26 protein-coding genes are annotated in these 23330 nt (G+C 64.9%); 13 read left to right on the top strand and 13 right to left on the bottom strand.

The window, feature by feature from the left end:
- Positions 1-64: 64 nt before the first annotated feature.
- Complete coding sequence (gene fdhA / locus POS17_RS27980) at positions 65-1264, top strand: formaldehyde dehydrogenase, glutathione-independent (protein WP_047289632.1); 1200 nt, start codon at positions 65-67, stop codon at positions 1262-1264.
- Positions 1265-1511: 247 nt separating this feature from the next.
- Here the strand turns inward: fdhA and POS17_RS27975 are convergent, their stop codons facing one another.
- Positions 1512-1784, bottom strand: coding sequence for a hypothetical protein (locus tag POS17_RS27975; protein WP_047306413.1), 273 nt, complete (start codon positions 1782-1784; stop codon positions 1512-1514).
- A gap of 451 nt (positions 1785-2235) precedes the next feature.
- On the opposite strand from POS17_RS27975, the gene POS17_RS27970 reads away from it, so the two are divergent.
- Both POS17_RS27970 and POS17_RS27965 read left to right on the top strand, forming a co-directional pair.
- Positions 2236-2526, top strand: a complete 291-nt coding sequence (locus POS17_RS27970) for a type II toxin-antitoxin system RelB/DinJ family antitoxin (protein ID WP_060841436.1) — start codon at positions 2236-2238, stop codon at positions 2524-2526.
- A complete protein-coding gene (locus tag POS17_RS27965; RefSeq protein WP_231978985.1) occupies positions 2486-2806 on the top strand; it encodes a type II toxin-antitoxin system YafQ family toxin in 321 nt (106 codons plus the stop codon). Before POS17_RS27970 ends, POS17_RS27965 begins: the two co-directional genes overlap by 41 nt.
- Before the next feature lie 62 nt (positions 2807-2868).
- Here the strand turns inward: POS17_RS27965 and POS17_RS27960 are convergent, their stop codons facing one another.
- From POS17_RS27960 to POS17_RS27950, 3 genes are all read right to left on the bottom strand, one after another.
- Positions 2869-3432, bottom strand: coding sequence for a hypothetical protein (locus POS17_RS27960; RefSeq protein ID WP_060841434.1), 564 nt, complete (start codon positions 3430-3432; stop codon positions 2869-2871).
- 150 nt (positions 3433-3582) lie between these two features.
- Positions 3583-4257 (bottom strand): anti-sigma factor, encoded by a 675-nt coding sequence (locus POS17_RS27955; protein WP_060841433.1) that lies wholly within the window; start codon positions 4255-4257, stop codon positions 3583-3585.
- Positions 4254-4898, bottom strand: a complete 645-nt coding sequence (locus POS17_RS27950; RefSeq protein WP_060841432.1) for a sigma-70 family RNA polymerase sigma factor — start codon at positions 4896-4898, stop codon at positions 4254-4256. Before POS17_RS27950 ends, POS17_RS27955 begins: the two co-directional genes overlap by 4 nt.
- A gap of 185 nt (positions 4899-5083) precedes the next feature.
- On the opposite strand from POS17_RS27950, the gene POS17_RS27945 reads away from it, so the two are divergent.
- The 4 genes from POS17_RS27945 to POS17_RS27930 all read left to right on the top strand — a co-directional run bounded on the left by POS17_RS27945 (position 5084) and on the right by POS17_RS27930 (position 8124).
- Positions 5084-5647: a DUF2780 domain-containing protein gene (locus tag POS17_RS27945; RefSeq protein ID WP_060841431.1), complete on the top strand. Its 564-nt coding sequence runs from the start codon at positions 5084-5086 to the stop codon at positions 5645-5647.
- Positions 5648-5808: 161 nt separating this feature from the next.
- Positions 5809-6237, top strand: coding sequence for a DUF350 domain-containing protein (locus tag POS17_RS27940; RefSeq protein ID WP_060841430.1), 429 nt, complete (start codon positions 5809-5811; stop codon positions 6235-6237).
- Positions 6238-6247: 10 nt separating this feature from the next.
- Positions 6248-6973 carry a DUF1190 domain-containing protein gene (locus tag POS17_RS27935; RefSeq protein ID WP_060841429.1) on the top strand — a complete coding sequence of 242 codons (726 nt, stop codon included), beginning with the start codon at positions 6248-6250 and terminating at the stop codon, positions 6971-6973.
- Positions 6970-8124 carry a glutathionylspermidine synthase family protein gene (locus tag POS17_RS27930; RefSeq protein WP_060841428.1) on the top strand — a complete coding sequence of 385 codons (1155 nt, stop codon included), beginning with the start codon at positions 6970-6972 and terminating at the stop codon, positions 8122-8124. Before POS17_RS27935 ends, POS17_RS27930 begins: the two co-directional genes overlap by 4 nt.
- On the opposite strand, the gene POS17_RS27925 is transcribed toward POS17_RS27930, so the two are convergent.
- On the bottom strand, positions 8125-9012 hold the full coding sequence (locus POS17_RS27925) for an acyltransferase (protein ID WP_060841427.1): 888 nt from the start codon (positions 9010-9012) through the stop codon (positions 8125-8127).
- 281 nt (positions 9013-9293) lie between these two features.
- On the opposite strand from POS17_RS27925, the gene rloA2 reads away from it, so the two are divergent.
- From rloA2 to POS17_RS32090, 5 genes are all read left to right on the top strand, one after another.
- Positions 9294-9794: a retropepsin-like aspartic peptidase RloA2 gene (gene rloA2 / locus POS17_RS27920; RefSeq protein WP_016963060.1), complete on the top strand. Its 501-nt coding sequence runs from the start codon at positions 9294-9296 to the stop codon at positions 9792-9794.
- A 59-nt stretch (positions 9795-9853) separates the two neighbouring features.
- Complete coding sequence (gene creB / locus POS17_RS27915; protein ID WP_060842022.1) at positions 9854-10534, top strand: two-component system response regulator CreB; 681 nt, start codon at positions 9854-9856, stop codon at positions 10532-10534.
- Positions 10534-11952 carry a two-component system sensor histidine kinase CreC gene (gene creC / locus POS17_RS27910; RefSeq protein ID WP_060841426.1) on the top strand — a complete coding sequence of 473 codons (1419 nt, stop codon included), beginning with the start codon at positions 10534-10536 and terminating at the stop codon, positions 11950-11952. Before creB ends, creC begins: the two co-directional genes overlap by 1 nt.
- A 91-nt stretch (positions 11953-12043) precedes the next feature.
- Positions 12044-13420 (top strand): cell envelope integrity protein CreD, encoded by a 1377-nt coding sequence (gene creD, locus POS17_RS27905; RefSeq protein ID WP_060841425.1) that lies wholly within the window; start codon positions 12044-12046, stop codon positions 13418-13420.
- Positions 13413-13583, top strand: coding sequence for a hypothetical protein (locus POS17_RS32090; RefSeq protein ID WP_159426289.1), 171 nt, complete (start codon positions 13413-13415; stop codon positions 13581-13583). The genes creD and POS17_RS32090 overlap by 8 nt, the downstream gene beginning before the upstream one ends.
- Here the strand turns inward: POS17_RS32090 and POS17_RS27900 are convergent.
- Complete coding sequence (locus POS17_RS27900; protein ID WP_060841424.1) at positions 13580-14209, bottom strand: glutathione S-transferase N-terminal domain-containing protein; 630 nt, start codon at positions 14207-14209, stop codon at positions 13580-13582. The genes POS17_RS32090 and POS17_RS27900 overlap by 4 nt on opposite strands.
- Before the next feature lie 100 nt (positions 14210-14309).
- On the opposite strand from POS17_RS27900, the gene POS17_RS27895 reads away from it, so the two are divergent.
- Positions 14310-14762: a hypothetical protein gene (locus POS17_RS27895; protein ID WP_060841423.1), complete on the top strand. Its 453-nt coding sequence runs from the start codon at positions 14310-14312 to the stop codon at positions 14760-14762.
- Here the strand turns inward: POS17_RS27895 and POS17_RS27890 are convergent.
- The 7 genes from POS17_RS27890 to POS17_RS27860 all read right to left on the bottom strand — a co-directional run bounded on the left by POS17_RS27890 (position 14709) and on the right by POS17_RS27860 (position 23116).
- The gene (locus tag POS17_RS27890) at positions 14709-14897 is read right to left on the bottom strand and encodes a hypothetical protein (RefSeq protein ID WP_060841422.1); all 189 of its coding nucleotides are present in this window, start codon (positions 14895-14897) and stop codon (positions 14709-14711) included. The genes POS17_RS27895 and POS17_RS27890 overlap by 54 nt on opposite strands.
- Positions 14894-16015, bottom strand: a complete 1122-nt coding sequence (locus tag POS17_RS27885) for a PepSY-associated TM helix domain-containing protein (protein ID WP_060841421.1) — start codon at positions 16013-16015, stop codon at positions 14894-14896. Before POS17_RS27885 ends, POS17_RS27890 begins: the two co-directional genes overlap by 4 nt.
- Before the next feature lie 63 nt (positions 16016-16078).
- On the bottom strand, positions 16079-18508 hold the full coding sequence (locus POS17_RS27880; RefSeq protein ID WP_060841420.1) for a TonB-dependent siderophore receptor: 2430 nt from the start codon (positions 18506-18508) through the stop codon (positions 16079-16081).
- Positions 18509-18690: 182 nt separating this feature from the next.
- On the bottom strand, positions 18691-19668 hold the full coding sequence (locus POS17_RS27875; protein WP_060841419.1) for a FecR domain-containing protein: 978 nt from the start codon (positions 19666-19668) through the stop codon (positions 18691-18693).
- Positions 19665-20183, bottom strand: a complete 519-nt coding sequence (locus tag POS17_RS27870; RefSeq protein ID WP_060841418.1) for an RNA polymerase sigma factor — start codon at positions 20181-20183, stop codon at positions 19665-19667. Before POS17_RS27870 ends, POS17_RS27875 begins: the two co-directional genes overlap by 4 nt.
- A gap of 280 nt (positions 20184-20463) precedes the next feature.
- A complete protein-coding gene (locus POS17_RS27865) occupies positions 20464-21171 on the bottom strand; it encodes a 3'-5' exonuclease (protein WP_060841417.1) in 708 nt (235 codons plus the stop codon).
- Positions 21172-21181: 10 nt separating this feature from the next.
- Complete coding sequence (locus POS17_RS27860; protein WP_308811072.1) at positions 21182-23116, bottom strand: putative nucleotidyltransferase substrate binding domain-containing protein; 1935 nt, start codon at positions 23114-23116, stop codon at positions 21182-21184.
- Positions 23117-23330 lie beyond the last annotated feature (214 nt).

Below are 23330 nucleotides of genomic sequence, written 5' to 3'. Positions count from 1 at the left end.
AGCAATCCACGTGTTTCCCCCTTTGGGTAACGCGGTTCCATAACAACAACAGCGAGGTGAAAGCATGTCTGGTAATCGTGGTGTCGTGTATCTGGGCAGCGGCAAGGTCGAGGTACAGAAAATCGACTATCCAAAAATGCAGGACCCGCGCGGCAGGAAGATCGAGCACGGCGTCATCCTGCGCGTAGTCTCCACCAACATCTGCGGCTCGGACCAACACATGGTCCGCGGCCGTACCACCGCCCAGGTCGGCCTGGTCCTGGGTCATGAAATCACTGGCGAAGTGATCGAGAAGGGCAGCGACGTCGAGAACCTGAAGATCGGTGACCTGGTGTCGGTGCCGTTCAACGTCGCGTGCGGACGCTGCCGTTCCTGCAAGGAACAGCACACCGGGGTCTGCCTGACCGTCAACCCGGCCCGCGCCGGTGGCGCCTACGGGTACGTCGACATGGGCGACTGGACCGGTGGCCAGGCCGAGTACGTGCTGGTGCCTTACGCCGACTTCAACCTGCTGAAACTGCCGGATCGCGACAAGGCCATGGAGAAGATCCGCGACCTGACCTGCCTCTCCGACATCCTGCCCACCGGCTATCACGGCGCCGTCACCGCCGGCGTTGGCCCGGGCAGCAGCGTCTACATCGCCGGTGCCGGCCCGGTCGGCCTGGCCGCCGCTGCGTCTGCGCGCCTGTTGGGGGCGGCGGTGGTGATCGTCGGCGACGTCAACCCGGTGCGCCTGGCCCACGCCAAGGCCCAGGGGTTTGAAATTGCCGACCTGTCCAAGGACACCCCACTGCACGAACAGATCGCCGCCCTGCTGGGCGAGCCGGAAGTTGATTGCGCGGTGGACGCCGTGGGCTTCGAAGCCCGTGGCCACGGCCATGCCGGTGCCCAGCACGAGGCCCCGGCCACCGTGCTCAACTCGCTGATGGGCGTGGTGCGTGTGGCGGGCAAGATCGGTATTCCCGGCCTGTACGTCACCGAAGACCCGGGCGCGGTGGACGCCGCGGCGAAGATGGGCAGCCTGAGCATCCGCTTCGGCCTGGGCTGGGCCAAGTCCCACAGCTTCCACACCGGCCAGACCCCGGTGATGAAGTACAACCGCCAACTGATGCAGGCCATCATGTGGGACCGCATCAACATCGCCGAAGTGGTGGGCGTGCAAGTCATCAGCCTCGACGACGCCCCGCGCGGCTATGGCGAGTTCGATGCCGGCGTGCCGAAGAAATTCGTCATCGACCCGCACAAGCTGTTCAGCGCCGCCTGAGGACCGTCAGCCTTTGGCTTGAAGCCTGCCGATAACGAAAAACGCCGCCTTCTCTTGCCGAGAACGCGGCGTTTTTTCTGTGGCGAGGGAGCAAGCTCCCGCTCGGCCGGCCGGCCGGCCGGCGCCCCGGCGCGTAGCGGTCGTAAAACCTACTGGCGTGGCTTGTCAGGCTCACCGCGTAGACGCTACCGGGGGCGCTGCGCACCCCAGCGGGAGCAAGCTCCCTCGCCACATCCAGCGGTTGCAGTCAGGCGATCAGCGTGGCGCGCAAGCGCCGTCCCAGCACATCCATCAGGTCGCAGCCATCGCGCAGGGGAATGGCGCAGAGCTGGGCCAACTCCTGGGCCAGTACCGGGTCCTTGCCCAGCGCATCGCTCAAGGCCAGTTGCTCCAGCACCTGGGTCACGGCGCGGATACGGAAGGCGGCGGCTTCATGGAGCACATCCAGCGGCGCCTGGGTATCGATCAGTAGAGAGGGAATGTTGCAGTCGTGGCCGGTGATCGGCATGTAACGGTTCATTCGATAACACTCCTGTGTCGTCTTCCTGAATGCCGCCACTCATTTGTCGCCAAGCATTGGGTGGCAGCTGTACGCAGGTTGGCGAACCGGAGACACAAGAACCCGGCAGACCCGAAGGTCTCCCGCGCACAGCTGCCATAAAGCAACGGATGCGCATGCGCTCACGTTTTCCACTGTGCGCGGAAACCGTGTACGCCTTGTATCTGACGGGTCGCCAAACCCGGTCGCCATCTCGGCGACCGGCGGACTATAAGCCGCCGGCGCAGGGGCGGCAAGGCGTTGGGGGGTGGATGTCTTGCAGGAGGTTTCGTCTGCTGTGGCGTCGCTGAACGTGCACGAGGTCCTGTTCACGAGTCGGGTCCACTGAAATCGGTTGACCGAAAAAGGCAAAGCTCCCAGAATGCATTTCGTGGCCACAACGTAGCTACAAATAACTAATAGAGGTGATACCTTGGCTGCATTACTGAAAACCACTGATGTGCGTTGCCGCATAGACGAGGACTTGAAGGTGAGTGCTACTGCTGTGCTGGAAGCCTGCGGGCTGAGCCTCAGTGAGGCCATGCGCCTGTTCCTGCGTCAGGTTGTGGCCGTGCAGGGACTGCCTTTCGAAGTGCGTGTCCCATCGGAGAAAACCGCTCGTGCCATGGCGCAGGCGCGTGAGATTCGACGTCAGTACGATTCGATCGACGAGATGTTGAGGGATGCTGATGGCGAAGCCGGAGAAGAAGCAAAAGCGCGCTGACCTGCCCAGGCAGTGCGCGCAAACAGCAGAGTTCAAGAAGTCATGGGAGCGCTACCAGCGCGCGGGGCGTCGCGATATGCACGAAGTGCGCAAGGTCATGGTGCTGCTGTTCCTGGGGGAGCCACTACCGGCCCAGTACCTCGATCATGCGCTGAAGGGGGAGTGGGACGGTTTCAGGGAGTGTCATATCGGTGGCGATTTTCTGCTGATTTATGACGTGGCCCGAGCCGGGCTGGTGACCTTTGTCGATCTTGGCAGCCATGCCGAGTTGTTCAGATAGTTCATACCGACTGAAAAGCCCGCCCATTGGCGGGCTTTTCGTTGCCTGCGAACCCGACTCGATCAATAGCCCCTGCCCGGGTAGTCGAACCAGTGTTCGCCTCTCAGGATTTCCTTTATGTCGGTCTCGGCCAGGATGCCTGGCGCATCCCGCTGGAAGCGTGAGCGCCACTGGGGCAGCCACCAGTAGTTCAGCGCCGTGCCTCTTGGTATCAGCACCAGGGTCAGGACGGGGCGGTCCATGGCCCCGCGCTGATACAGCTGGTGGCTGCGGTCCATGAGGTCCAGGTAGTAATCGAGGGGCAGGGACAGCATCAGGGCCGTGGTATGCACCTTTTCCGTCTGGGTTCGCTGTGGGTCCTGCAGCAGGTTCAGGGCTTCGCAGTAGTAACGCTCGGGTTGGCGGGCGAACGGCTGGGCCTCGGCAACGCCAAGAATGCCCAAGGCGCTGCCGTCGTCGCGCCAGTCGGCTCCCTGGCGGTCGCTGAAGTGCTGGCGGATAAAGCCGGTCAGGGGGCCCGGGGCCGTGTTGGCGCATTGGCTGCTATCAACCGGGGTGCCGATTCGCCAGAGCAAGACGGTGATTGCCAGGGCCAGCAGCAGGCCGCTGTAGAGCGCAGCTTTCATAAGAGTCTGTTCGGTGGATGGCGCCAGGCGAGGCGGGGGCTTGCATGGCAGGCAAGGGCCTGCCTGCAAGGAGGCAGCGGGGGGCCTGGGCGCGGAGTTTACCCTGACGGCGTTCGCGGGCAAGCCCGCTCCTACGCCACCAGGTGCCTGTTACAGCGAGGCCAGTTGGCCCTGGTACAGCACCGGTCCGGTGGGTTGGCCGGTGGGCGAGCCGCCGTGGGGCTCAAGGCTTACCGCCAGGGCAATCGGCGTATCGAGCAGGGCGCGCTGGGCCGGGCTCAGGTTGATCTTGCCTTGGCCGCCGACCGGCACCACGCCGAGGGAAATCGGCTGGCCGTCGGCAGGGATCGCCCAGAGTTCCAGGCTGCGGTCCAGGCCGATGGCGGCCAGGGTCAGGGGTTCGACTTGCAGGTACTGGGCGTGGGCCTTGATCCGCAGGGCCGGTTGCTGGTCGGCGCTGAGCAGGGTGGCGCTGTAGCGCACCTGGTCGCTCTGCTGGATAAAGCCGATGTACAGGGTCGCCAGCACGGCGCAGGCGGCAAGCGCCAGGCGCAGGCGCATCCACAGCGGTTTCTTCTGCGGTACGTGCAGCACTTGCGGTTCGATGCGTGCCTGGATGCCCGCCCAGACCCGTTCCGGCACCGCCGCTTCAGGCAGGGCTTCGGTCAGGCTGGCGAGGCTTTCCTGCCACTGCGCCAGTTCTTCGCGCAGGGCGGCGTCGTCCAGCAGGAGCATTTCGAAGCGCCGGCGGGCGGCGCCCTGCATCAGGCCGATGGCGTAGTCGGCGGCCAGGGCGCGGCGGCGTTCAGGGGTTCGATAGTTCATGATTCAAGGCACCGGCGCAGGCGTTCCATGCCCCGACGAATCCAGGATTTGACCGAGCCCAGGGGCGCGGCCAGGTGTTCGGCCAGCTCCGAGCAGGACAGGCCCTGGAAGTAGGCCACGGTAATGGATTGGCGCTGCATGCCGTCGAGGCTGTCCAGGCAGCGGTTCAGGGCCCGGGCGGCGCGGGCGCTGTCCAGTTGGTCGTGGGCCGAAGGGCTTTGATCCTCCAGCTGTTGTTCTTCGAGTTCGCCCAGGGGCCGTTCGCGCTGTTTGCGCAACTGGTCGATGGCCTGGTTGCGGGTGATGTTGACCATCCAGGTCAGGGGCGCGGACAGGTGCGGCTGGTAGCGCACGGCGTTGTTCCAGATGCGCACGAAGCTTTCCTGCAGCACTTCCTCGGCCAGATCGCGACGGCCCATGAAGCGCAGGGCGACGCCATGCAGGCGCGGGGCAACCATGCGATAGAGGGTTTCGAAGGCCCGGCGATCACCCAGTGAACACTGGGCCAGCAGGTGCCGCAGCTGATCGGTGTCGAGGCTCGAGATGGCGATTCTCCTGACAGGAACTGGGACAAGGGCCAGCGACAAGCGCCGACTGACGCAGCCAGAGATTAGTCCAGGGTGGGTGGTTGTTCCATTCACGTCCTGCTGCCTCATGCCGGAGCCCGAAGGTGGCGCTTGTGGACGATATACGCAGCAGCAGCGCAGCTGGATGCAGGCGCCGGACGGCAGGGCAGGCGCTGGAACATTCGCCTGGGGTTTCAGTCAAAACACTGGTTTCCCGCCGCCCGAGTCCGGACGGTTTCCCGCCCCATGAGGTTGTTTCGATGAATATTCCACGCGGTTTTGCTTTGGCTACCCTGATGACCCTGGCAGCCGGTTCGGCGTTGGCCGGCGGTTTCAGCTTGAGCGATGCGGCCAACGCCATTGCCGGCATGCAGGGCGGCGACAAGGCCGCTGCCGCCGCGCCGACTTCCCAGACCGCCGGCCTGCTGGGCACCCTGGCGCAACTCAATGTCACCCCTGAGCAGGCCATCGGTGGCACCGGCGCCATGCTCGGCCTGGCGAAGAATCAACTCAGCAGCACCGACTATTCGCAACTGAGCCAAAGCGTACCGGGCCTGGACCAGCTCTCGGGCAGCAACGCCCTGGGCAGCCTGGGCGCCTTGAGCGGCCTGCTCGGCCAGTCTTCCGGCAACAGCGCCGGCCTGGGCAGCGCCCTGGGCAACGTCAAGGACACCCAAGACCTGAACAACGCCTTTGGCGCCCTGGGCATGGACAGCGGCATGATCGGCCAGTTTGCGCCGCTGATCCTGCAGTACCTGGGCCAGCAGGGCGTTGGCGGTTCCCTGCTGCAAAGCCTGGGCGGCATCTGGGGCGTGAACCAGTAACGCCTCCCGGCCCCGGCGCGATCGGCGTCGGGGCCATCGGTGGCGGAGCGCTCGATGTCGAAGCTTCCCCCCGAGCCCTGAAACTTTACCTTTGCGCAGTTTTCGCCCCATCCGGCCTGTGCTATATCTCGCGCCCCGTTTTCCAAGGAAGCTTGAACGCGATGTTCATGGATGCACTGAAGATGTCTCTGCCCGCCGACGCGGTGCTCGGTTTCATGCTCTACATGCTGGGCGCTGCCCTGGTGTTTGCCCTCTACGCGTTCATCTACACGCGCCTGACCCCCTATAACGAATTCGCCCTGATCCGCCAGGGCAACAGTGCCGCTTCCATCGCCCTGTCCGGCGCCTTGCTGGGCTTTGCCATTCCGGTGGCCAGCGCGATTTCCCATTCCATCTCGATCATCGATTTCCTGCTCTGGGCCGGCATCGCCGCGGTGGTGCAATTGCTCACGTTCCTGGTGGTCAGCCTGACCCTCAAGGGCCTGTCCCAGCGCATTGCCAACCAGGAAAACGCCGCGGCGATCCTGGTGGCGGCGGTGTCTGTCGGTGTCGGCCTGCTGAATGCGGCCTGCATGACCCCATCGGTCTGAGGGCGCCGGCATGAAACGCAGTAAAAGCGTGCGCCTGGTGCTGCTGGGCAGTGTGCCATTCGCCCTGGTTGCCTGTGACGGCCAGCCTCAGGCAACCCGCGAAGTGCGCCAGACCCAGCATTTCAGTAGTGTCCGCGACTGCGTACTGGCACAGGTTCCGTCCGCGATCTGCCAGGCCGCTTTCGATGATGCCCGCGAGCGTGGAGAGCTGATAGCGCCGCGTTATCTCGACCTGCAACGCTGTGAAGACGACTTCTTCGCGGGCAACTGCATGGTGTCCAGAGACAACCGCGCCTACGTGCCGATTGCCAAGGGCCTCGCCCTGACCACCCAGCGCACGGTGCCGGTTCAGCCCGAGGACGAACAACCCGAGCAGGCCAGCTCCAGCAGTTCGAGTGGTGGTGGTGGTGGTGGTGGTGGTGGTGGTCACTCCTATGGCGCCCGCGCAGGTTCCAGCTTCTGGCGCTGGATCGGCCTGGATTCCACGCCCGAGCCGCGCTATTTCAGCGAGACGCTGTACAAGGAGCGTGACGGTCGGGGCGGCTCGCAACTGAGCACCCTCAGCCAGCAGGTGGAGGCCGGCAAGACCTTCTCCGGCGCCAACGGTGGACGCTTCGGCATTTCCAGCCCGGACCACTTCACCAGCGCCGGCAATCCCCTGGCCGGTGCCCATGAAGTGGTCAGTCGTGGCGGCTTCGGTTCCTCCAGCCGCAGCAGTTGGAGCTTCGGTTCTTGAAGCGCATTCCCAGCACCCCTCGCGCGGATTGGCAGGCCACGGCGCAGCAGTTGGGCTTTGCCTTCCACACCTTCGACGGCGAGCCGTACTGGGACGAGTCGGCCTACTACCGCTTCAGCCTGCGGCAGATCGAGGACGACCTGGAGGACCCGACCCAGGAACTGCACGAGCTGTGCATGGCCCTGGTGGCCGAAGTGGTGGACAGCGAAGCGTTGCTGGAGCGCCTGGCCATTCCCCGGGCCTTTCACGAGTTGATCCGCCAGTCGTGGAAGCAGGGCGACCCCCATCTCTACGGGCGCATGGACCTGTGCTACGACGGCAGTGGCCCGGCCAAGCTGCTGGAGACCAATTACGACACGCCGACGTCGCTGTATGAGGCGAGCTTCTTTCAGTACGTCTGGCTTGAGCAGCAGTTGCAGCGCGGGCAGTTGCCGGCTGGCTGCGATCAGTTCAACAGCATCGAGGACAAGCTGCTGCAGGCCTTTGTCCAGGGCGGCTTCAAGTCGCCGATGCACTTCGCCTCGGTGCGGGATTCGCTGGAGGATCGCGGCACCGTCGAATACCTGCGCGACATTGCCCGTCAGGCGGGCCTGGGCACGCGCCTGATCAATATCGAGGACATCGGCCTGAATGCCGGTGGGCGTTTCGTCGACCTGCTGGAGATGCCCATCGACAGCCTGTTCAAGCTCTATCCCTGGGAACAGCTGTTCACCGAAGCCTATGGCCCGGCGCTTGCCGGCAGCGGCACGCAGTTTGTCGAGCCGCCGTGGAAGGCGATTCTTTCCAACAAGGGCGCGCTGGCCCTGCTCTGGGAGCGGCATGCGGGGCATCCGAACCTGTTGCCGGCGTTCATCGACGACGATCCCGCTGCCAGCCTGGGCCCGGGCTGGGTGCGCAAGCCGTTCTTTTCCCGAGAGGGCGCCAATGTGGAAATCTGCACCGAGGGCGGTGAGCGCCTGATCGAGGCCGGGCCCTATGGCGGGCCGTGCATCCGCCAGCGGTTTCACCCGCTGCCGGTGTTTGCCGGCAACCACACGGTGATTGGCAGTTGGGTGATTGGCGATCAGCCGGCGGGGATTGGCATTCGTGAAGACAACTCGCCGATCACCAAGGACAGCAGCCGTTTCCTGCCCCATGTGATCAGCGATTGATCAGCGGCGTTCGCTCAGCAGTTCGCTGATGCGCTGGTCCTTGTCGGTCCACAGCCGGTTGACCCAGTCCTGCACTTGCTGGCGGAACGCCGGGTCGTTTTCGTAATCGCCGTGCCACAGCGCCGGGTCCAGCTCGCGGGTGCGGATGTCGATGATCACCTTGGGCACGCTGCCGCTGATCAGGTCCCAGAAACCGGGAATGCGTTGCTGGGGATAAACCACGGTGACGTCCAGCACCGCGTCCAGCTGTTCGCCCAGGGCCGCGAGGACGAAGGCAACGCCGCCGGCCTTGGGCTTGAGCAGGTGCTGGAAGGGCGAGTCTTGCTGCTGGCGCTTGGCCTCGGTGAAGCGGGTGCCTTCCAGGTAGTTGACCACAGTCACCGGCTGGCGCTTGAACAGCTCGCAGGCCGCCTTGGTGATCTCCAGGTCCTTGCCTTGCAGCTCCGGGTGCCTGGCCAGGAACGCCTTGCTGTAGCGCTTCATGAAGGGGTAGTCCAGGGCCCACCAGGCCAGACCGAGGAACGGCACCCAGATCAGCTCCTTCTTGAGGAAGAACTTGAAGAACGGCGTGCGCCGGTTGAGGGTCTGGATCAGCGCCGGGATGTCGACCCAGGACTGGTGGTTGCTCACCACCAGGTAGGAGGTGTCGACCCGCAGGCCTTCGCCGCCGCGAATGTCCCAGCGGGTCGGGATGCACAGGGCGAAGATCAGCTTGTCGATCTCGGCCCAGGTCTCGGCGATCCACATCACCGCGGCCGAGGCGCAATCGCGCAGGCGTCCCGGCAGAACCAGCTTGAGCAGGGCGAACACCATCAGCGGGCCGAACAGCACCAGGGTGTTGAGCAGCAGGAGCAGGGTGACGAAACAGCCGGTGAGCAGGCGGCGCATAAGGCACTCTTTGCAATCTTTTGGGCGCGCCATGATAAGCAGCTTCGGTGGGCAGGCCAAATTCTAAGTGGCAGCGGCAAGCGGCAAGCGGCAAGCTCCAAGCTCCAAGCTCCAAGCTCCAAGCTCCAAGCTCCAAGCTCCAAGTTCCAAGTTCCAAGTTCCAAGCTCCAAGCTCCAAGCTTGAGGCTTGAGGCTTGAGGCTTGAGGCTGCTTCTATACGAACCAATTCGTTGGCTGCGGTCTAAAATCCCGCTGCCCCTCTCTTCAAGGAATCCACTGTCGTGAAATCTGTCCTTGCTCTTGTTTCGCTGTTGGCGCTGCCGGTGATGGCCGCCGAGCCGACGCTGTATGGCCGTTACGAATACATCCGCCTGCCGGAAATCGGCGAAACCCTGCAGGCCAAGATGGACACCGGGGCCCTGACCGCGTCGCTGTCGGCCAGGGATATCCAGACCTTTACCCGCGATGGCGAGGACTGGGTGCGTTTCCGCCTGGCGACCAAGGATGCCGGGAACAAGGTCTACGAGCACAAGGTGGCGCGCATCAGCAAGATCAAGAGCCGCGCCGACGAGGGCGATGAGGCTGAAGAACCGCAGTCGGCCAAGCGCCCGGTGGTGGAGCTGGAGATGTGCCTGGGCAACGTCAAGCGCACGGTGGAGGTCAACCTCACCGACCGCAGCAGCTTCAACTATCCGCTGCTGATCGGTGCCAAGGCGCTGCGGGAATTCGGTGCGGCGGTGAACCCGGCGCGGCGCTACACCGCGGATAAACCCGACTGCTGATTGACGGCTTACCAGGCATCCGGCACCGTTCGCCCACTGAATTTGCGTGCTTGGATGCCATGCCCCATATCCTGATTGTCGAAGACGAAGCGGCCATTGCCGACACCCTGATCTTCGCCCTGCAAGGCGAAGGCTTCACCACCACCTGGCTGAGCCTGGGTCATGCGGCCCTGGAGCATCAGCGGGCAACCCCGGCGGACCTGATCATCCTCGATATCGGCCTGCCGGATATCAGCGGCTTTGAAACCTGCAAACAGCTGCGCCGCTTCAGCGAGGTGCCGGTGATGTTCCTCAGCGCCCGGGACGGTGAGATCGACCGGGTGGTGGGCCTGGAAATCGGCGCCGACGATTATGTGGTCAAGCCCTTCAGCCCGCGGGAAGTGGCGGCGCGGGTCAAGGCGATCCTCAAGCGCATGGCTCCGCGAGCGGCTCCCGAGGCAGCCCCGGCGCTGTTCGTCATCGACGCCGAGCGGGTGCAGATCAGTTACCGGGCCCAGCCCCTGAGCCTGACCCGGCATGAGTTCCGCCTGCTGCAATGCCTGCTGGAGCAGCCCGAGCGGGTGTTCAGCCGCGAGCAGTTGCTCGATGCCCTGGGGGTGGTGGCGGACGTGGGCTACGAGCGCAATATCGACAGCCACATCAAGAGCCTGCGGGCCAAGCTGCGCCTGGTGGCGGCCGAGGCCGAGCCGATCCAGACCCATCGCGGCCTGGGCTACAGCTACAGCCCGAGCCACGCCTGATGACCTTGGGCATCCGCATCTTCCTGGTCTATTTGCTGTTCATCAGCCTGACCGGCTATTTCGTGCTGAGCACGGTGATGAAGGAGATCCGCCCCGGCGTGCGCCAGTCCACCGAGGAAACCCTGGTGGACACCGCCAACCTGCTGGCGGAGATCCTGCGAGACGACTTCAAGGCCGGCACCCTCAGCGAGAACCGCTGGCCGCAACTGCTGCGGGCCTATGGCGAGCGGCAACCGGCGGCGACCATCTGGGGCCTGCCGAAGAATCAGGTCAACCACCGCATCTACGTCACCGATGCCAAGGGCATCGTGGTCCTGGACTCCAGTGGCCTGGCGGTGGGCCAGGACTATTCGCGCTGGAACGACGTGTACCTGACCCTGCGCGGCCAATATGGCGCGCGTTCGTCGCGCTCGCTGGCCGACGATCCCAATTCCTCGGTGATGCACGTGGGCGCGCCGATCCGTGACAACGGCCAGATCATCGGCGTGGTCACCGTGGCCAAGCCCAACAGTTCCCTGCAGCCCTATGTCGACCGCACCGAACGCCGCCTGCTGTGGTACGGCGCCGGGCTGATTGCCATGGGCCTGCTGTTTGGCGCCTTGCTGTCCTGGTGGCTGAGCGCGGCGTTGCGGCGCATGACTGCCTATGCCCTGGCAGTGAGTGAAGGGCGCCGGGCCGAGCTGCCGCACTATCGCGGTGGCGAGCTGGAACAGTTGGCAACGGCGGTGGAACGCATGCGCACCCAGCTCGAAGGCAAGGCCTATGTCGAGCGCTACGTGCACACCCTGACCCACGAACTGAAGAGCCCCCTGGCGGCGATTCGCGGGGCGGCGGAACTGCTGCAGAGCGAGATGCCCCTGGAGCAGCGCCAGCGTTTCGTCGGCAATATCGACAGTGAAAGCGCGCGCATGCAGCAGTTGATCGAGCGTCTGCTGAACCTGGCGCAAGTGGAGCAGCGCCAGGGCCTGGAAGAGCGGGTCAGCGTGCCCCTGGCGCCGCTGTGCAAGGAGCTGCTGAACAGCCAGCACGGGCGTATCGAAGGCAAGCAGCTGCAGGTGCAACTGCGGGTGCCAGCGGACCTGGCCTGGTCCGGCGAGCCGTTCCTGCTGCGCCAGGCCCTGGGCAACCTGCTGACCAATGCCCTGGATTTCAGCCCCGTGGGTGGCCTGTTGCGCTGCTCGGCGCAGCGGGTGGAGGACGGCGTGGAACTGGTGCTGTTCAACCAGGGCGAGCCGATTCCGGACTATGCCCTGCCGCGCCTGTGCGAGCGTTTCTATTCCCTGCCGCGCCCGGACAGCGGACGCAAGAGCACCGGCCTGGGGCTGAATTTTGTCGAGGAAGTGGTGCAACTGCATGGCGGCCAGATGCGCATTGAGAACGTTGCGGGTGGGGTGCAGGTGACCTTGCGGCTGCCCTGAGCGGGGATTCTCCACAGAGTCTCCACATTGCCCCCATAAAACCCCCATGCCCGGGTTCCAGACTCTCGCCCATTCCAACTGGGAGAGCCTCATGAACCGTAACCTGACCTTCAAACTCGGGGCCATTGGCCTGTTGATCGTGCTGTTGCTGATACCGCTGCTGATGATCAGCGGCCTGATCGGCGAGCGCCAGAGCCTGCGCGATGGCGTGCTCGAGGATATCGCCCGCAGCTCCAGCACCCAGCAGCAGATCAGCGGCCCGGTGATGGTGGTGGACTACCGCAAGACCGTGCGCACCTGGAAAACCGACGACAAGACCAAGAAGCGCTACCAGGAAACCAGCGAGCAGCAGGGACGGCTGTTCTTCCTGCCCGAGCATTTCGAACTGGACAGCAAGGCCCAGACCGAGCTGCGCGCCCGGGGGATCTACGAGGCGCGGCTGTTCCACGCCGACAACCACATCAGCGGCCACTTTGCGGTGCCCGAGCAGTACGGCATCAAGGAGGATTTTGCGGATTACCAGTTCGACCAGCCGTTCCTGGCGGTGGGCATCAGCGATATCCGCGGCATCGAAAACGCCCTGCAACTGCAGCTCAACGGCCAGACCCTGGACTTTGCCCCCGGCACCTTTGTCAGCTGGCTGGACGAAGGCGTGCACGTGCTGCTGCCGCCCCTGGACCTGAAGAAGAACACTCGCCTGGACTTCGCCTTCGACCTGCGCCTGCAGGGCACCGGCCAGTTGCAGGTGCTGCCGGTGGGCAAGACCAGCAAGGTGCTGCTGACGGCCAACTGGCCGCACCCGAGCTTTGTCGGCAACTACCTGCCGGTGCAGCGTGAGATTACCGAGCAGGGCTTTTCGGCGCTCTGGCAGACCTCGTTCTTCTCCACCAACCTGGAGCAGGCCATGGAGCGCTGCGCCTACAGCAGCCAATGCCAGGACTTCAACAGCCGCAGCTTTGGCGTGAGCTTCATCGACCCGGTGGACCAGTACCTGAAAAGCGACCGGGCGATCAAATACGCGCTGCTGTTCATCGGCCTGACCTTTGCCGGCTTCTTTCTCTTCGAGGTGCTCAAGAGCCTGTCGGTGCACCCGATCCAGTACGCCCTGGTGGGCGTGGCACTGGCGTTCTTCTACCTGTTGCTGCTGTCGCTGTCGGAGCACCTGGGTTTCGAACTGGCCTACGGCGTGTCGGCGGCGGCCTGCGTGGGCTTGATCGGTTTCTATGTCAGCCATGTGCTGCACAGTTGGCGTAACGGCGCAGTGTTCGCGCTCTCGCTGGCGGCCTTGTACGGCTTGCTGTATGGCCTGCTCAGCGCCGAGGACTATGCGTTGCTGATGGGCTCGCTGTTGCTGTTCGGCCTGTTGGGCGTGTTCATGGTGCTGACCCGCAAGCTGGACTGGTATGGCCTGGGCCAGAGCAAGACCCCGGCGCCCCTGCAGTTCGACCTGGAGGCCATCCATGAGTAAGTCACTGGGCTTGCGTGAGGACCAGCGTCAGCGCGAGCGCCTGACGCAGCGGATTGGCCAGTTGTTTCCACCGGAGGCGTGGTGGCGGGTGCGCCAGCAAGCTGCTCCCCGTGCTACAGGAGCCGGCTTGCCGGCGAACAGGCCCGAGCGCCTGACCGATTAGGCCGGCGGTCGGGTCGCCAGCATCGACGGCCGCTGGCTGACCTCGAAGTACCAGGCGGCCAGTTGAGGCTGGTCCTGGCGCCATTCCAGGTCGGGGTGGCGGAAGTCCAGGTAACCCAGGGCGCAGGCGACGCTGATGGCGGCCACGTCGAAGTGGCTGGCCAGCTCGGCAATCGCCTCGGCCTCCAGCACCGCCAGGGCGCGGCGGATCTTGTCGCGCTGGCCGTCGAGCCATTGCTCCCAGTGTTTTTCCGGGGCGCGCAGGGCCAGCTCGTAGCGCACCAGCACCGCGGCGTCCATGATCCCGTCGGCCAGGGCCGCGAGCGTCAGGCGGCGCCAGCGGGCCGAGCCATCCCGGGGGATCAGCGGGTTGCCGACGTGCTGCTGGTCCAGGTAATCGAGGATCACCCGGCTGTCATACAGCACCTGGCCGTCGGCCAGGCGCAGGGCGGGAATCTTGCCCAGGGGGTTGTCCTGGTTCAGGGTGGCGTCCGAGTTGACCGGGCTCAGTTGGCTGGCTTGCAGGGCAACCCGGTTCAACTGTCCGGTTTCATGCAGCAGCACCATGACTTTGCGTACAAAAGGTGATGCCGGGTTGTGGAACAGCGTCATGCTTGGGGTGGACATGAATATTCCTCGCGGGTGGAAGTCTCGCAGCCCGGGGATCTTAGCGCAGCCTGGGGCATGGGCCACAGGGGCGAGCGGCAGTACAGACAAGGAGTGATGAGTGCGCAGGTCCTATCTTTTACACGGGTTGTACAGCCTGGCCCTGACCTTGCTGGGCGCGCTGGCGGTGTACCTGGCGCTGCAATACGAGTTTCGTCGCAAGGGCGAGGGTGAGCCGGAGCTGATCATGGCGTTCGCCTACATCGCCTGGTACTGGGCCCTGCCGGCACTGGCCCTGCCGGGCCTGGCCTGCGCCCTGTTGCGCTTGCGCGGTCCCGACCCGGTGACCCAGCTGTGGCGCTGGAGCCTGGCGGCCAGCTATGTGCCGCTGCTGGGGCTGGCCTTGTTCAGCGTGCTGGTGGCCATCGAGGCGTTCCAGGAAAACCGGGTGTTCATCCCGGTGATGCTGATCGGCCTCGGGCTTGCGATGTACCTGTGGCGCGGCTTCCCGGCGCCGGGTTCAGGCCGCCGGCTTGCGCCGCAGCAGGCCGTGCAGGGCGATCAGGGTCGGTAGGCCCAGACCCAGCCAGCTCAGGCTGTCCCAGACGCCGTCGCCCAGCAGTGCGGCGAACAACCCGGCGGCGCTCAGCAGGCCAAGCGCCAGGGGCGCACCGAAGACCTTCCAGAAACTCGCTTGCCGCGGCTTCATCGGTGCCCCTCCCGGGTCGCCTTGCCGGCCCGCCGGCGGACGATCCACAGGTACAGGCCGCTGCCCAGGACAATGAGGGTCAGGACGTCCAGCGCCGCCCACAGCAGCTTCATCGGCAGGCCGCCGTAGTCGCCGAAATGCAGGGGCTGGGACATGCCCATGGCGTCCATGTACCAGGGCCGCTCGCCGACGGCGGTGACCTGCAGGCTGCTGGCATCGATCAGCACCGGGGTCAGCAGGTGCGAGGTCAGGTGGCTGCCGCCCTTGAGGAACACCGCGTAGTGGTGCTCGCTGGAGAAGCGCGTGCCGGGAAAGGCGATGAAGTCCGGCTGCATGCCCGGGGCGGCTTCCCGGGCGATGTCCAGCAGGCGGCTGGCGGGAGCCAGCGCGGTCAGGGGCGGGGCGTCGCGGTAGGGCGCGACCATGGCGCTGAGGCTGTCATTGCGCCAGGCGGCGATGATCAGGTCGGCGCAGGCGCTGATCACCCCGGTCACGCCCACCACCAGGGCCCAGGTCAGGGTCACCACGCCGATCAGGTTGTGCAGGTCGAGCCAGCGCAGGCGGCTGGATTTGTCCTGGCGCACCGTGGCGAACTTCAGGCGGCGCATGAACGGCAGGTACAGCACCGTGCCGGAGATGATCGCCAGCACAAACAGCAGGCCCATGAAGGCCAGCAGCAGCTTGCCCGGCAGCCCGGCGAACATGTCCACATGCAGGCGCAGCATGACCATCATCAGCCCGCCATTGGCCGAGGGCATGGCCACGGCTTCGCCGGTGCGGGCGTCGAGCATGAAGGTGTGGGAGGAATTGGGCTCGGTGCCGGCGGTCTTGGCCATGATCGCCATCACACCGTTGGGCTCGTCTTCGTCCCAGCCGAAGTACTGCATGACTTCCCCCGGGCGATGAGCTTCGGCGGCCTTGACCAGCTGTTGCAGGTCCAGGTGCGGGGTGTCGGCGGGCATTTCCTGCAGCTGTGGCGCGTCCCCCAGCAGGTGGTCGATCTCGTGGTGGAAGATCAGCGGCAGCCCGGTGAGCGCGAGCAGCAGCAGAAATACCGTGCAGATCAGGCTGCTCCAGGTGTGGATAAAGGACCAGCGGCGGATTGTCTTGCTTTTCATTTCTTAGCCTTCAGGCACACCAAGGCCGTCCTAGTCGGACGGCCTGGTTGTTAATTCAGCCGATTACCATTGATAGGTGGCGCTGGCGACCACGCTGCGCTGATCGCCGAAATAGCAGTAGGAACCATCGCAGGTGGACAGGTAGTCCTTGTCGAACAGGTTGGTGGCGTTGAGTTTCAGCGACGCCCCTTTGAGGCTGTTGTCCAGGCGACCGAGGTCGTAATGCACGGCAGCGTCGAACACCGTGTAGGCGTCGGCCTTGCCCAGCCAGGTGTTGGCCTGGTCGCCATAGGTATTGCCGGTGTAGCGGGCGCCGGCACCGATGCCGAAACCGTCGAGTACGCCGGAGTGCCAGGTGTAGTCCGTCCACAGGGAGGCTTGCTGGTTAGGCATCAGTTGCAGGCGGTTGCCTTTGTGGATGCCTTTTTGTACCTCGGACTTGGCCAGGGTGTAGGCCGCGATGACCTTGAGGTTGTCGGTCACGTCAGACACGGCTTCCAGCTCCAGGCCTTTGACCTTCACTTCGCCGGTCTGGTTGGTGATCGATTCGCCTCCTGCCCCGATGCTGGTGACCAGGACATTCTTCTGGGTCAGGTCGTAGATCGCCGCACTCAGCAGCGTGTTCGAACCCGGCGGTTGATACTTGATGCCCAGCTCCCACTGTTTACCTTCCGTGGGTTTATACGATTCGGTCGGTGAAACGCTGGCGTTGCTCGCTGGCTGGAAGGATTCGGCGTAGGAAATGTACGGCACGACACCCGAGTCGAACACATAGCTGAGCGCCGCATTGCCACTGAAGTTCTTGCTGCGATCAGTGTTGGTCGCGTCTTTCTTGTTGAGGTAGGTGGTGCCTTGGTGCACCCAGTCCTCACGACCACCCAGGGTCAGGCGCCAGTTGTCCAGGGCCATCTGGTCCTGGACGTAGAGGCCGGTCTGAATGGTTTTCTGGTCGTAGTCGTAGTAAGCGTCGGTGCGCGACGGACGAACGATCGGCTGGCCATAGACCGGGTTGAAGATATTGGTTTTGCCCCCGTCGCCATAGATCGACAGGTACGAAGTGCTGGTGCGCTGGTGGTCCAGGCCGATGAGCACGGTGTGGTCGATGTCGCCGGTGGCGAAGTTGGCCTGGACGTTGTTGTCGACTGCGAACTGGCCGATGTCTTCGTTGACGTTGGTCGAGGTCCGGCTGATGTTGCCCGCCGCATCAGCCGGGGAGTAGGCATAGGAACCCACGGTCAACTGCTGGAAGGACAGTTCCGATTTGGTGTAGCGCAGGTTCTGACGGAACTGCCAGACATCGTTGAAGCGGTGCTCGAAGGCGTAGCCCAGGGCGTAGTAGGTGCGGTCGTAGAACTCGTAGTCCGGGTCGCCCAGGTTCTTGTGATGGGAAACCTCGCCCAGTGGCGAGTTGATCTTGGTGCCCTGGATCGGCATGAACTGGCTGGTGGCACCGGTATCGTCGCGGGTGAACTGCGTGAGCAGGGTCAGGCGGGTATCGGTATCGATGTTCCAGGTCAGGCTGGGGGCGATGTTGTAGCGCTTGTTGTCGATGTGGTCGACCTGGGTGCCGGCATCGCGCACCACGCCGCTGAGCCCATAGAGGAACTGGCCCTCGTCGTCGATCTTGCCGGTGCTGGCGAAGTTGATCTGGCGGTAGTTGTCGCTGCCGTACTGGATCTGCACGGCATGGCTGGTGTCTGCGCTGGGGCGGCGGCTGACCATGTCCAGCAGGCCGCCCGGCGGGGTCTGGCCATACACCGAGGACGCCGGGCCGCGCAGCAGGGCCAGGCGGTCGAGGTTCCAGGTTTCCGCTTTCGGGTTGGCATACACGCCGCGGGGCAGGGGCAGGCCGTCGAGGAACTGGGTGGGCTCGAAGCCACGGACCCGCATCCAGTCATAGCGGGTGTCGCTGCCGTAGCTGGCAGAGACGATACCGGGCATGTAACGCACGGCATCGTCGAGGTTCTGCACGTTGCGGTCCTCCATCTGCTGGCGGGTCGCGACGGAAATCGAGCGCGGCGCTTCAACCAGCGCGGTGTCGGTCTTGGTGCCGGCGGCGGTACGTGTGGCGAGGTAACCGTCGACCGGGCCCCAGGCACTTTCGCCAGCCTGCTGGCCGGTGATGCTGGTGGGCGCCAGGGTCACCACGTCGTCGGCAATCGCCACCAGGCTGTAGCTGCCGGCAGGGCTGCGTTGCAGCTGCAGGCCGCTGCCACGCAGGGCCTCACGCAGGGCGCCGGGGGCGTCGAACTGGCCCTTGACCGGGGCCGAGCGCTTGCCCGCCGCCAGGGACGGATCGAGGCTCAGGGCCAGGCCGGCCTGGCTGGCGATCTGGTTCAGGGTGCTGGCCAGGGGCGCGGCCGGCAGGTCGTAGGCGCGCACGCTGGACGCTTGCTCGGCGGCCATCAGTCCCTGGCTGGCCAGCGGGGCGCAGAGGGCGATGGCGACAGCCAGCAGGCTGGGGCGTAACAGGGTGTCTAGCGAGCGGGACATGGGGGCGGCTCCTGAATGGAAATGTTTCGCAATTGCCTAGGTGCCGGACGAGATTGGAAAAGTGATAGGGGCGGATTGAAAATAATCTGGATTCGGATTGATGGCGGGCGATTGGCTGGCAAGCCAGCGCCTACGGGATCGGTGTAGGAGCCTGCTTGCTGGCCAAGACCGCGACGCCGACCTCAGCGCTTGGCGTCGGCCTTGGCCGCCACGGTCACCCACCAGTCGGTGTGCCGCTCGATCGTCACCGGCAGGGTGGGCAGCAGGGCATTGAGCGCCAGGTCGGTGTCCTGCAGCGGAAAGCTGCCGGTAATGCGCAGGTCGGCCACTTCCGGGGCGACGCCCAGGTAGCCGCGACGGTAACGTCCCAGTTCCTTGATCAGGTCGCCCAGGCGCGCGTTGTCCACCACCAGCATGCCCCGGGTCCAGGCGTCGGCCCCCGGGGTCAGGGGCGGCAGCGGGTCCAGGCCAGCGCGGCGCATCAGCACCTGCTGGCCCTGCTTGAACACCTGCTCGTCCCGAGCGGCTTGCGGTCGCGCCGCCACCGCCGATTGCAGCACGCCGAGACGGGTGCCCTGGTCTTCACGCTGGACCAGGAACCGCGTGCCCAGGGCACGCATCCGCCCGTCGCGGGTTTCGACGATGAAGGGGCGGCTGTCGTCGTGTCCGGTCTCGATGAGGATCTCGCCTTCCTGCAGCACGATCCGCCGTTGCTGCTCATCGAAGCGCACGTCCAGCGCACTGTGGGTGTTGAGGTTGATCCGCGTGCCATCGCTCAGGTGCAGGGTGCGCTGCTCGCCGGTGGCGGTGCGCTGGTCGGCCAGCCAGTAATCCACTGGCAGGTAACGCTCCCCGGCAAACAGCGCCAGCCCGACCACCAGCACCACACTGGCGACCCCACGTCCCAGCTTGCGTACCTGCCGGCGCAGGCCTTCGCGCGATTGCAGCAAGGCGTTGCGCGCAGGCCCCGAGGCGACGCTGACGCGCTGGTCAAGCATGCCCAGCTGGCGCCAGGCCCGGGCATGTTCTTCATGGGCGGCGTGCCATTTGGCGAACTCCTCGCGCTCCAGTGCGCTGGCGCCGCCATCCAGCGACAGCTGCCAGGCGATGGCGGCGTCCAGTACCCGTGCCGAAACCGGTTTGGAACTGATGGGGGTCATAGCGGCTCCCCGTACAGGGCGATGTAGCACTGGCGAATGCCCTGGGCCAGGTACTGGCGCACCCGCGGCACCGAGACCCCGAGGCGTGTGGCGATCTCGGCGTGGCTCAGGCCGTCGAGGCGGTTATAGAGAAAGGCCATGCGGGCCTTGCTGGAAAGCTTGCCCAGCAGGCGGTCGATGGCCTTGAGGTCTTCGAGGATCATCTGCTGCTCCTCCGGCGAGGGGTGCTCGCTTTCGGGGATCAGCATCAGTTCGTTGAGGTAGGCCTGTTCCAGGGCTGCGCGGCGGAAATGATCGAACAGCAGGCCCTTGGCAATCGCCAGCAGAAAGGCCCTGGGCTCCCGGGGCGCCTGGAGTTCGTCGCGACCCAGCAGGCGGACGAAGGTGTCCTGGCTCAGGTCCTCGGCCCGCTGGCTGCAGGCCACGTTGCGCCGCAACCAGGCCAGGAGCCAGCCGCGATGGTCGCGATACAACGCACCAACCAGCTCATTGCGAGGGCTTTGGACTGACGACAACCGGGTTCACCCACCGAAAGGTTTGAATTAACGAGAATTATTCGCGATTGTCGCAGAGGCGAAACAGCGGCGCAATTGACGTCGGTCGGCTGTCTTGTCGCGGAAGGTGGCGGGTGCTGAAGAGGTTTGCCTGCAGAGAAAGCCCGTTGTGGCGAGGGAGCATGCTCGCGCTGGCGTGCGCCGCACGCCCAAGGCTCTGTGTCAGGTGGAACCGGGACGCGGGTTTACGGCCGCTGCGCGGCCGAGCGGGAGCAAGCGCCCTCGCCACGGTTGTGATGGATCAGAACGAAGGGACCTGCTGGCGACGCTTCCACTGGCTGAGGCGCTGTTGCAGGTTCAGCGGACTGTGGATCTGTTGCTGGCGGGCGCGGTTGAACAGGATCAGTGCCAGTTCGGCGGTGGCCAGGGCGTCGGCCGCCGCATGGTGGCGCTCCACCACTTGCAGCTTGAACTCACTGATCCAGTCGTCCAGTCCGGCTTCGCGGATGTGGGCCTGGGGGCAGAGCATGGGCGCCATGTCCGCCACATCGAGGAAGCGGTGCTGCAGGCGATAGCCCAGGCTGTCCTTCAAGGCCCTGCCGAGCATGTGCTGGTCGAAGGGCGCATGAAAGGCCAGCAGCGGGCTGTCGCCGACGAACTCCATGAAATCCAGCAGGGCTTCTACCGGATCGCAGCCGGCGGCGATGGCGCTGGGGCCCAGGCCGTGGATCAGCACGCTGGGGCTGAGTTTGTGGCCCTCGCGCTGCAGGGTGCGCTCGAACTGCTGGCTGAAGTCGATGGCGCCGTCCTCGATCACCACCGCGCCGATCGACAGCACCTGGTCGCGGTTGAGGTTGAGGCCGGTGGTTTCCAGGTCCACCACTACCCAGCGCTGTTCACGCAGGCTGCCTTCACCCAGTTCGGTGAAGGCTGGCAGACGGTCGCGGCGTTGTTGCTGCTCGGCGGTCAGTACGCTGACCGCGGGACGGAACCAGGCAAACAGACTCATAACGGATAGCTCATAACTGGTAGCGCAGGGCCAGGCTGCTTTGCAGGCGCTGGGCCTGGCGCAGGGATTCGCGCAGGATGCGCCGGTCCAGGTGGTTCAGGCTGTCCGGGTCGACCCGGTTGGAATAGGGCTGGTTCTCCCGGGTCTGGCGTTGATGCTGTTGCATGCGGGTCTGCTGGATGAAGTGGTAGGCCTCTTCATAGGCGGCGCCGTCCAGGGGCTCGATGACTTGCCTGGACACCAGCTGGCGCAGGCGTTCCAGGGTATTGATGGCGCCGATGCCGTTGGCCAGGGCCAGCAGGCGCGCGCCGTCGACGAAGGGCGTGAGGCCCTGGACCTTGAGGTCGAGGGTGGCCTTTTCGCCGTTCTTGCGGGCCAGCACGAACTCGCGAAAGCGTCCCACCGGCGGGCGCTGGCGCAGGGCGTTTTCCGCCATCATGCGCTGGAACAGGCGGTTGTCCGCGACCTGGTCGAGGATGGCGCGGCGCAGTTGTTCGGCGCCTTGTTCATCGCCCCAGACCACCCGCAGGTCGAAATAGATGCTTGAAGCCAGGAGGTTTTCCGGGGTCGCCTCGCGGATGAAGGCGGCAAAGCGTCGGGCCCATTCGGCGCGGGACAGGCACAGCTCGGGATTGCCGGCCATGATGTTGCCCTTGCACAGGGTGAAGCCGCACTGGGCCAGGCTCTGGTTGATCTGCTGGGCAATGGGCAGCAGCTTGCCGCGAATTTCCGCGGCATGGGCAGCGTCCCGGGCTTCGAACAGGATGCCGTTGTCCTGGTCGGTGTGCAGGGTCTGTTCGCGCCGGCCTTCGCTGCCGAAGCACAGCCAGCTGAAGGGCACGCCGGGGTCGCCCTTGTCCGCCAGGGTCAGTTCGATCACCCGGCATACGGTGTGATCGTTGAGCAGGGTGATGATGTGGGTGATCTGGGTCGAGGAGGCGCCGTGGGCCAGCATGCGTTCCACCAACTGGCCGATCTCGCCCCGCAGCGCCACCAGATGCTCGACCCGGGGGGCGTTGCGGATGGTCCGGGCCAGGTGCACCAGATCGACCCGTTGCAGGGAGAACAGGTCGCGTTCGGACACCACGCCGCACAGGCGCTGGTCCTTGACCAGGCAGACGTGGGCGATATGGCGTTCGGTCATGGCGATGGCGGCGTCGAAGGCGCTGTGGTCCGGGCTGAGAAAGAACGGCGCCTGGGTCATGTGGCGTTCGATGGGCTGGTTGAGGTCCTGGCTGCCGTCGGCCACCACCTGGCGCAGGTCGCGCAGGGTGAAGATCCCCAGGGGCGCCTTGTTTTCGTCCACCACCACGATGCTGCCCACTTGCTGCTCGTGCATCAGTGCCACGGCTTCGCGCAACGGTGTGTGCGGACTGCAGGCCACCGGATGGCGCATGGCTAGCTCGCCGAGGCGGGTGTTCAGCGAGTACTGGGTGCCGAGGGTTTCCACGGCCTTCTGCTTGACCTGCTGGTTGACCTGGTCCAGCAGGCTGCTGACCCCGCGCAGGGCGAAATCGCGGAACTCCGCGGACAGGGCGAACAGCTTGATGAAGGCGTTCTTGTTCAGTTGCAGGCAGAAGGTGTCTTCGGCGGCTCGATGCTCGGTGCGGGTCGCCCGTTCGCCGAGCAAGGCGGCGAGGGGAAAGCACTCGCCGGTGGTGATTTCGAAGGTGGTTTCGGTGCTGCCCTTGGCGGCGTGGGTGCGTTCGCCCACCACGCGCCCCTGCTTGACGATGTAGAAGTGCTCAACCGGACCGTCGGCCGGCTTGATGATGCTGTCGCCCGGACCATAGAAGCGCAGCTGGCATTGTTCCACCAGGTAGGCCAGGTGGAGGTTTTCCATCTGGTTGAAGGGCGGGAAACGCTGCAGGAACTGCACGGTCCCCTGGATGTTCTGCAACACCGCGGTCTTGCCGGCCTGGGTGAAGGCGTCCGCTTTACTCATAACGATTACCGCAGTCTTTTTGGAGTTGTTGTGGTCGGGTCACGGCAATGGTCGGCGCCTGGGGCGGGAGTGCCCATTGGACGTAAGTCTAGGTAGCGCTCGCGTTCCAGGGCATTTGGCTTTGAGCCTGCGGTCATCCATGCGAAAAAGCTCTGATCGGGGCACTTGGCAATTTTTCCGACGAAGTGCACATTGGAAACCTGCTTAGCGATGT

Source organism: Pseudomonas sp. Os17 (assembly GCF_001547895.1).
In the GTDB taxonomy this organism is placed as follows: domain Bacteria; phylum Pseudomonadota; class Gammaproteobacteria; order Pseudomonadales; family Pseudomonadaceae; genus Aquipseudomonas.
Note: the sequence above shows the minus strand (reverse complement) of the source record. Positions and strands in the feature narration are given on the sequence as shown.

Bases quoted from the DNA above. Each gene is read 5' to 3' on its own strand.
- fdhA (WP_047289632.1), top strand. From the start codon at position 65: ATGTCTGGTAATCGTGGTGTCGTGTATCTGGGCAGCGGCAAGGTCGAG.
- POS17_RS27975 (WP_047306413.1), bottom strand. From the start codon at position 1,784: ATGAACCGTTACATGCCGATCACCGGCCACGACTGCAACATTCCCTCT.
- POS17_RS27965 (WP_231978985.1), top strand. From the start codon at position 2,486: ATGCTGATGGCGAAGCCGGAGAAGAAGCAAAAGCGCGCTGACCTGCCC.
- POS17_RS27960 (WP_060841434.1), bottom strand. From the start codon at position 3,432: ATGAAAGCTGCGCTCTACAGCGGCCTGCTGCTGGCCCTGGCAATCACC.
- POS17_RS27955 (WP_060841433.1), bottom strand. From the start codon at position 4,257: ATGAACTATCGAACCCCTGAACGCCGCCGCGCCCTGGCCGCCGACTAC.
- POS17_RS27945 (WP_060841431.1), top strand. From the start codon at position 5,084: ATGAATATTCCACGCGGTTTTGCTTTGGCTACCCTGATGACCCTGGCA.
- POS17_RS27940 (WP_060841430.1), top strand. From the start codon at position 5,809: ATGTTCATGGATGCACTGAAGATGTCTCTGCCCGCCGACGCGGTGCTC.
- POS17_RS27935 (WP_060841429.1), top strand. From the start codon at position 6,248: ATGAAACGCAGTAAAAGCGTGCGCCTGGTGCTGCTGGGCAGTGTGCCA.
- POS17_RS27925 (WP_060841427.1), bottom strand. From the start codon at position 9,012: ATGCGCCGCCTGCTCACCGGCTGTTTCGTCACCCTGCTCCTGCTGCTC.
- creB (WP_060842022.1), top strand. From the start codon at position 9,854: ATGCCCCATATCCTGATTGTCGAAGACGAAGCGGCCATTGCCGACACC.
- creC (WP_060841426.1), top strand. From the start codon at position 10,534: ATGACCTTGGGCATCCGCATCTTCCTGGTCTATTTGCTGTTCATCAGC.
- creD (WP_060841425.1), top strand. From the start codon at position 12,044: ATGAACCGTAACCTGACCTTCAAACTCGGGGCCATTGGCCTGTTGATC.
- POS17_RS32090 (WP_159426289.1), top strand. From the start codon at position 13,413: ATGAGTAAGTCACTGGGCTTGCGTGAGGACCAGCGTCAGCGCGAGCGC.
- POS17_RS27900 (WP_060841424.1), bottom strand. From the start codon at position 14,209: ATGTCCACCCCAAGCATGACGCTGTTCCACAACCCGGCATCACCTTTT.
- POS17_RS27890 (WP_060841422.1), bottom strand. From the start codon at position 14,897: ATGAAGCCGCGGCAAGCGAGTTTCTGGAAGGTCTTCGGTGCGCCCCTG.
- POS17_RS27885 (WP_060841421.1), bottom strand. From the start codon at position 16,015: ATGAAAAGCAAGACAATCCGCCGCTGGTCCTTTATCCACACCTGGAGC.
- POS17_RS27880 (WP_060841420.1), bottom strand. From the start codon at position 18,508: ATGTCCCGCTCGCTAGACACCCTGTTACGCCCCAGCCTGCTGGCTGTC.
- POS17_RS27875 (WP_060841419.1), bottom strand. From the start codon at position 19,668: ATGACCCCCATCAGTTCCAAACCGGTTTCGGCACGGGTACTGGACGCC.
- POS17_RS27865 (WP_060841417.1), bottom strand. From the start codon at position 21,171: ATGAGTCTGTTTGCCTGGTTCCGTCCCGCGGTCAGCGTACTGACCGCC.
- POS17_RS27860 (WP_308811072.1), bottom strand. From the start codon at position 23,116: ATGAGTAAAGCGGACGCCTTCACCCAGGCCGGCAAGACCGCGGTGTTG.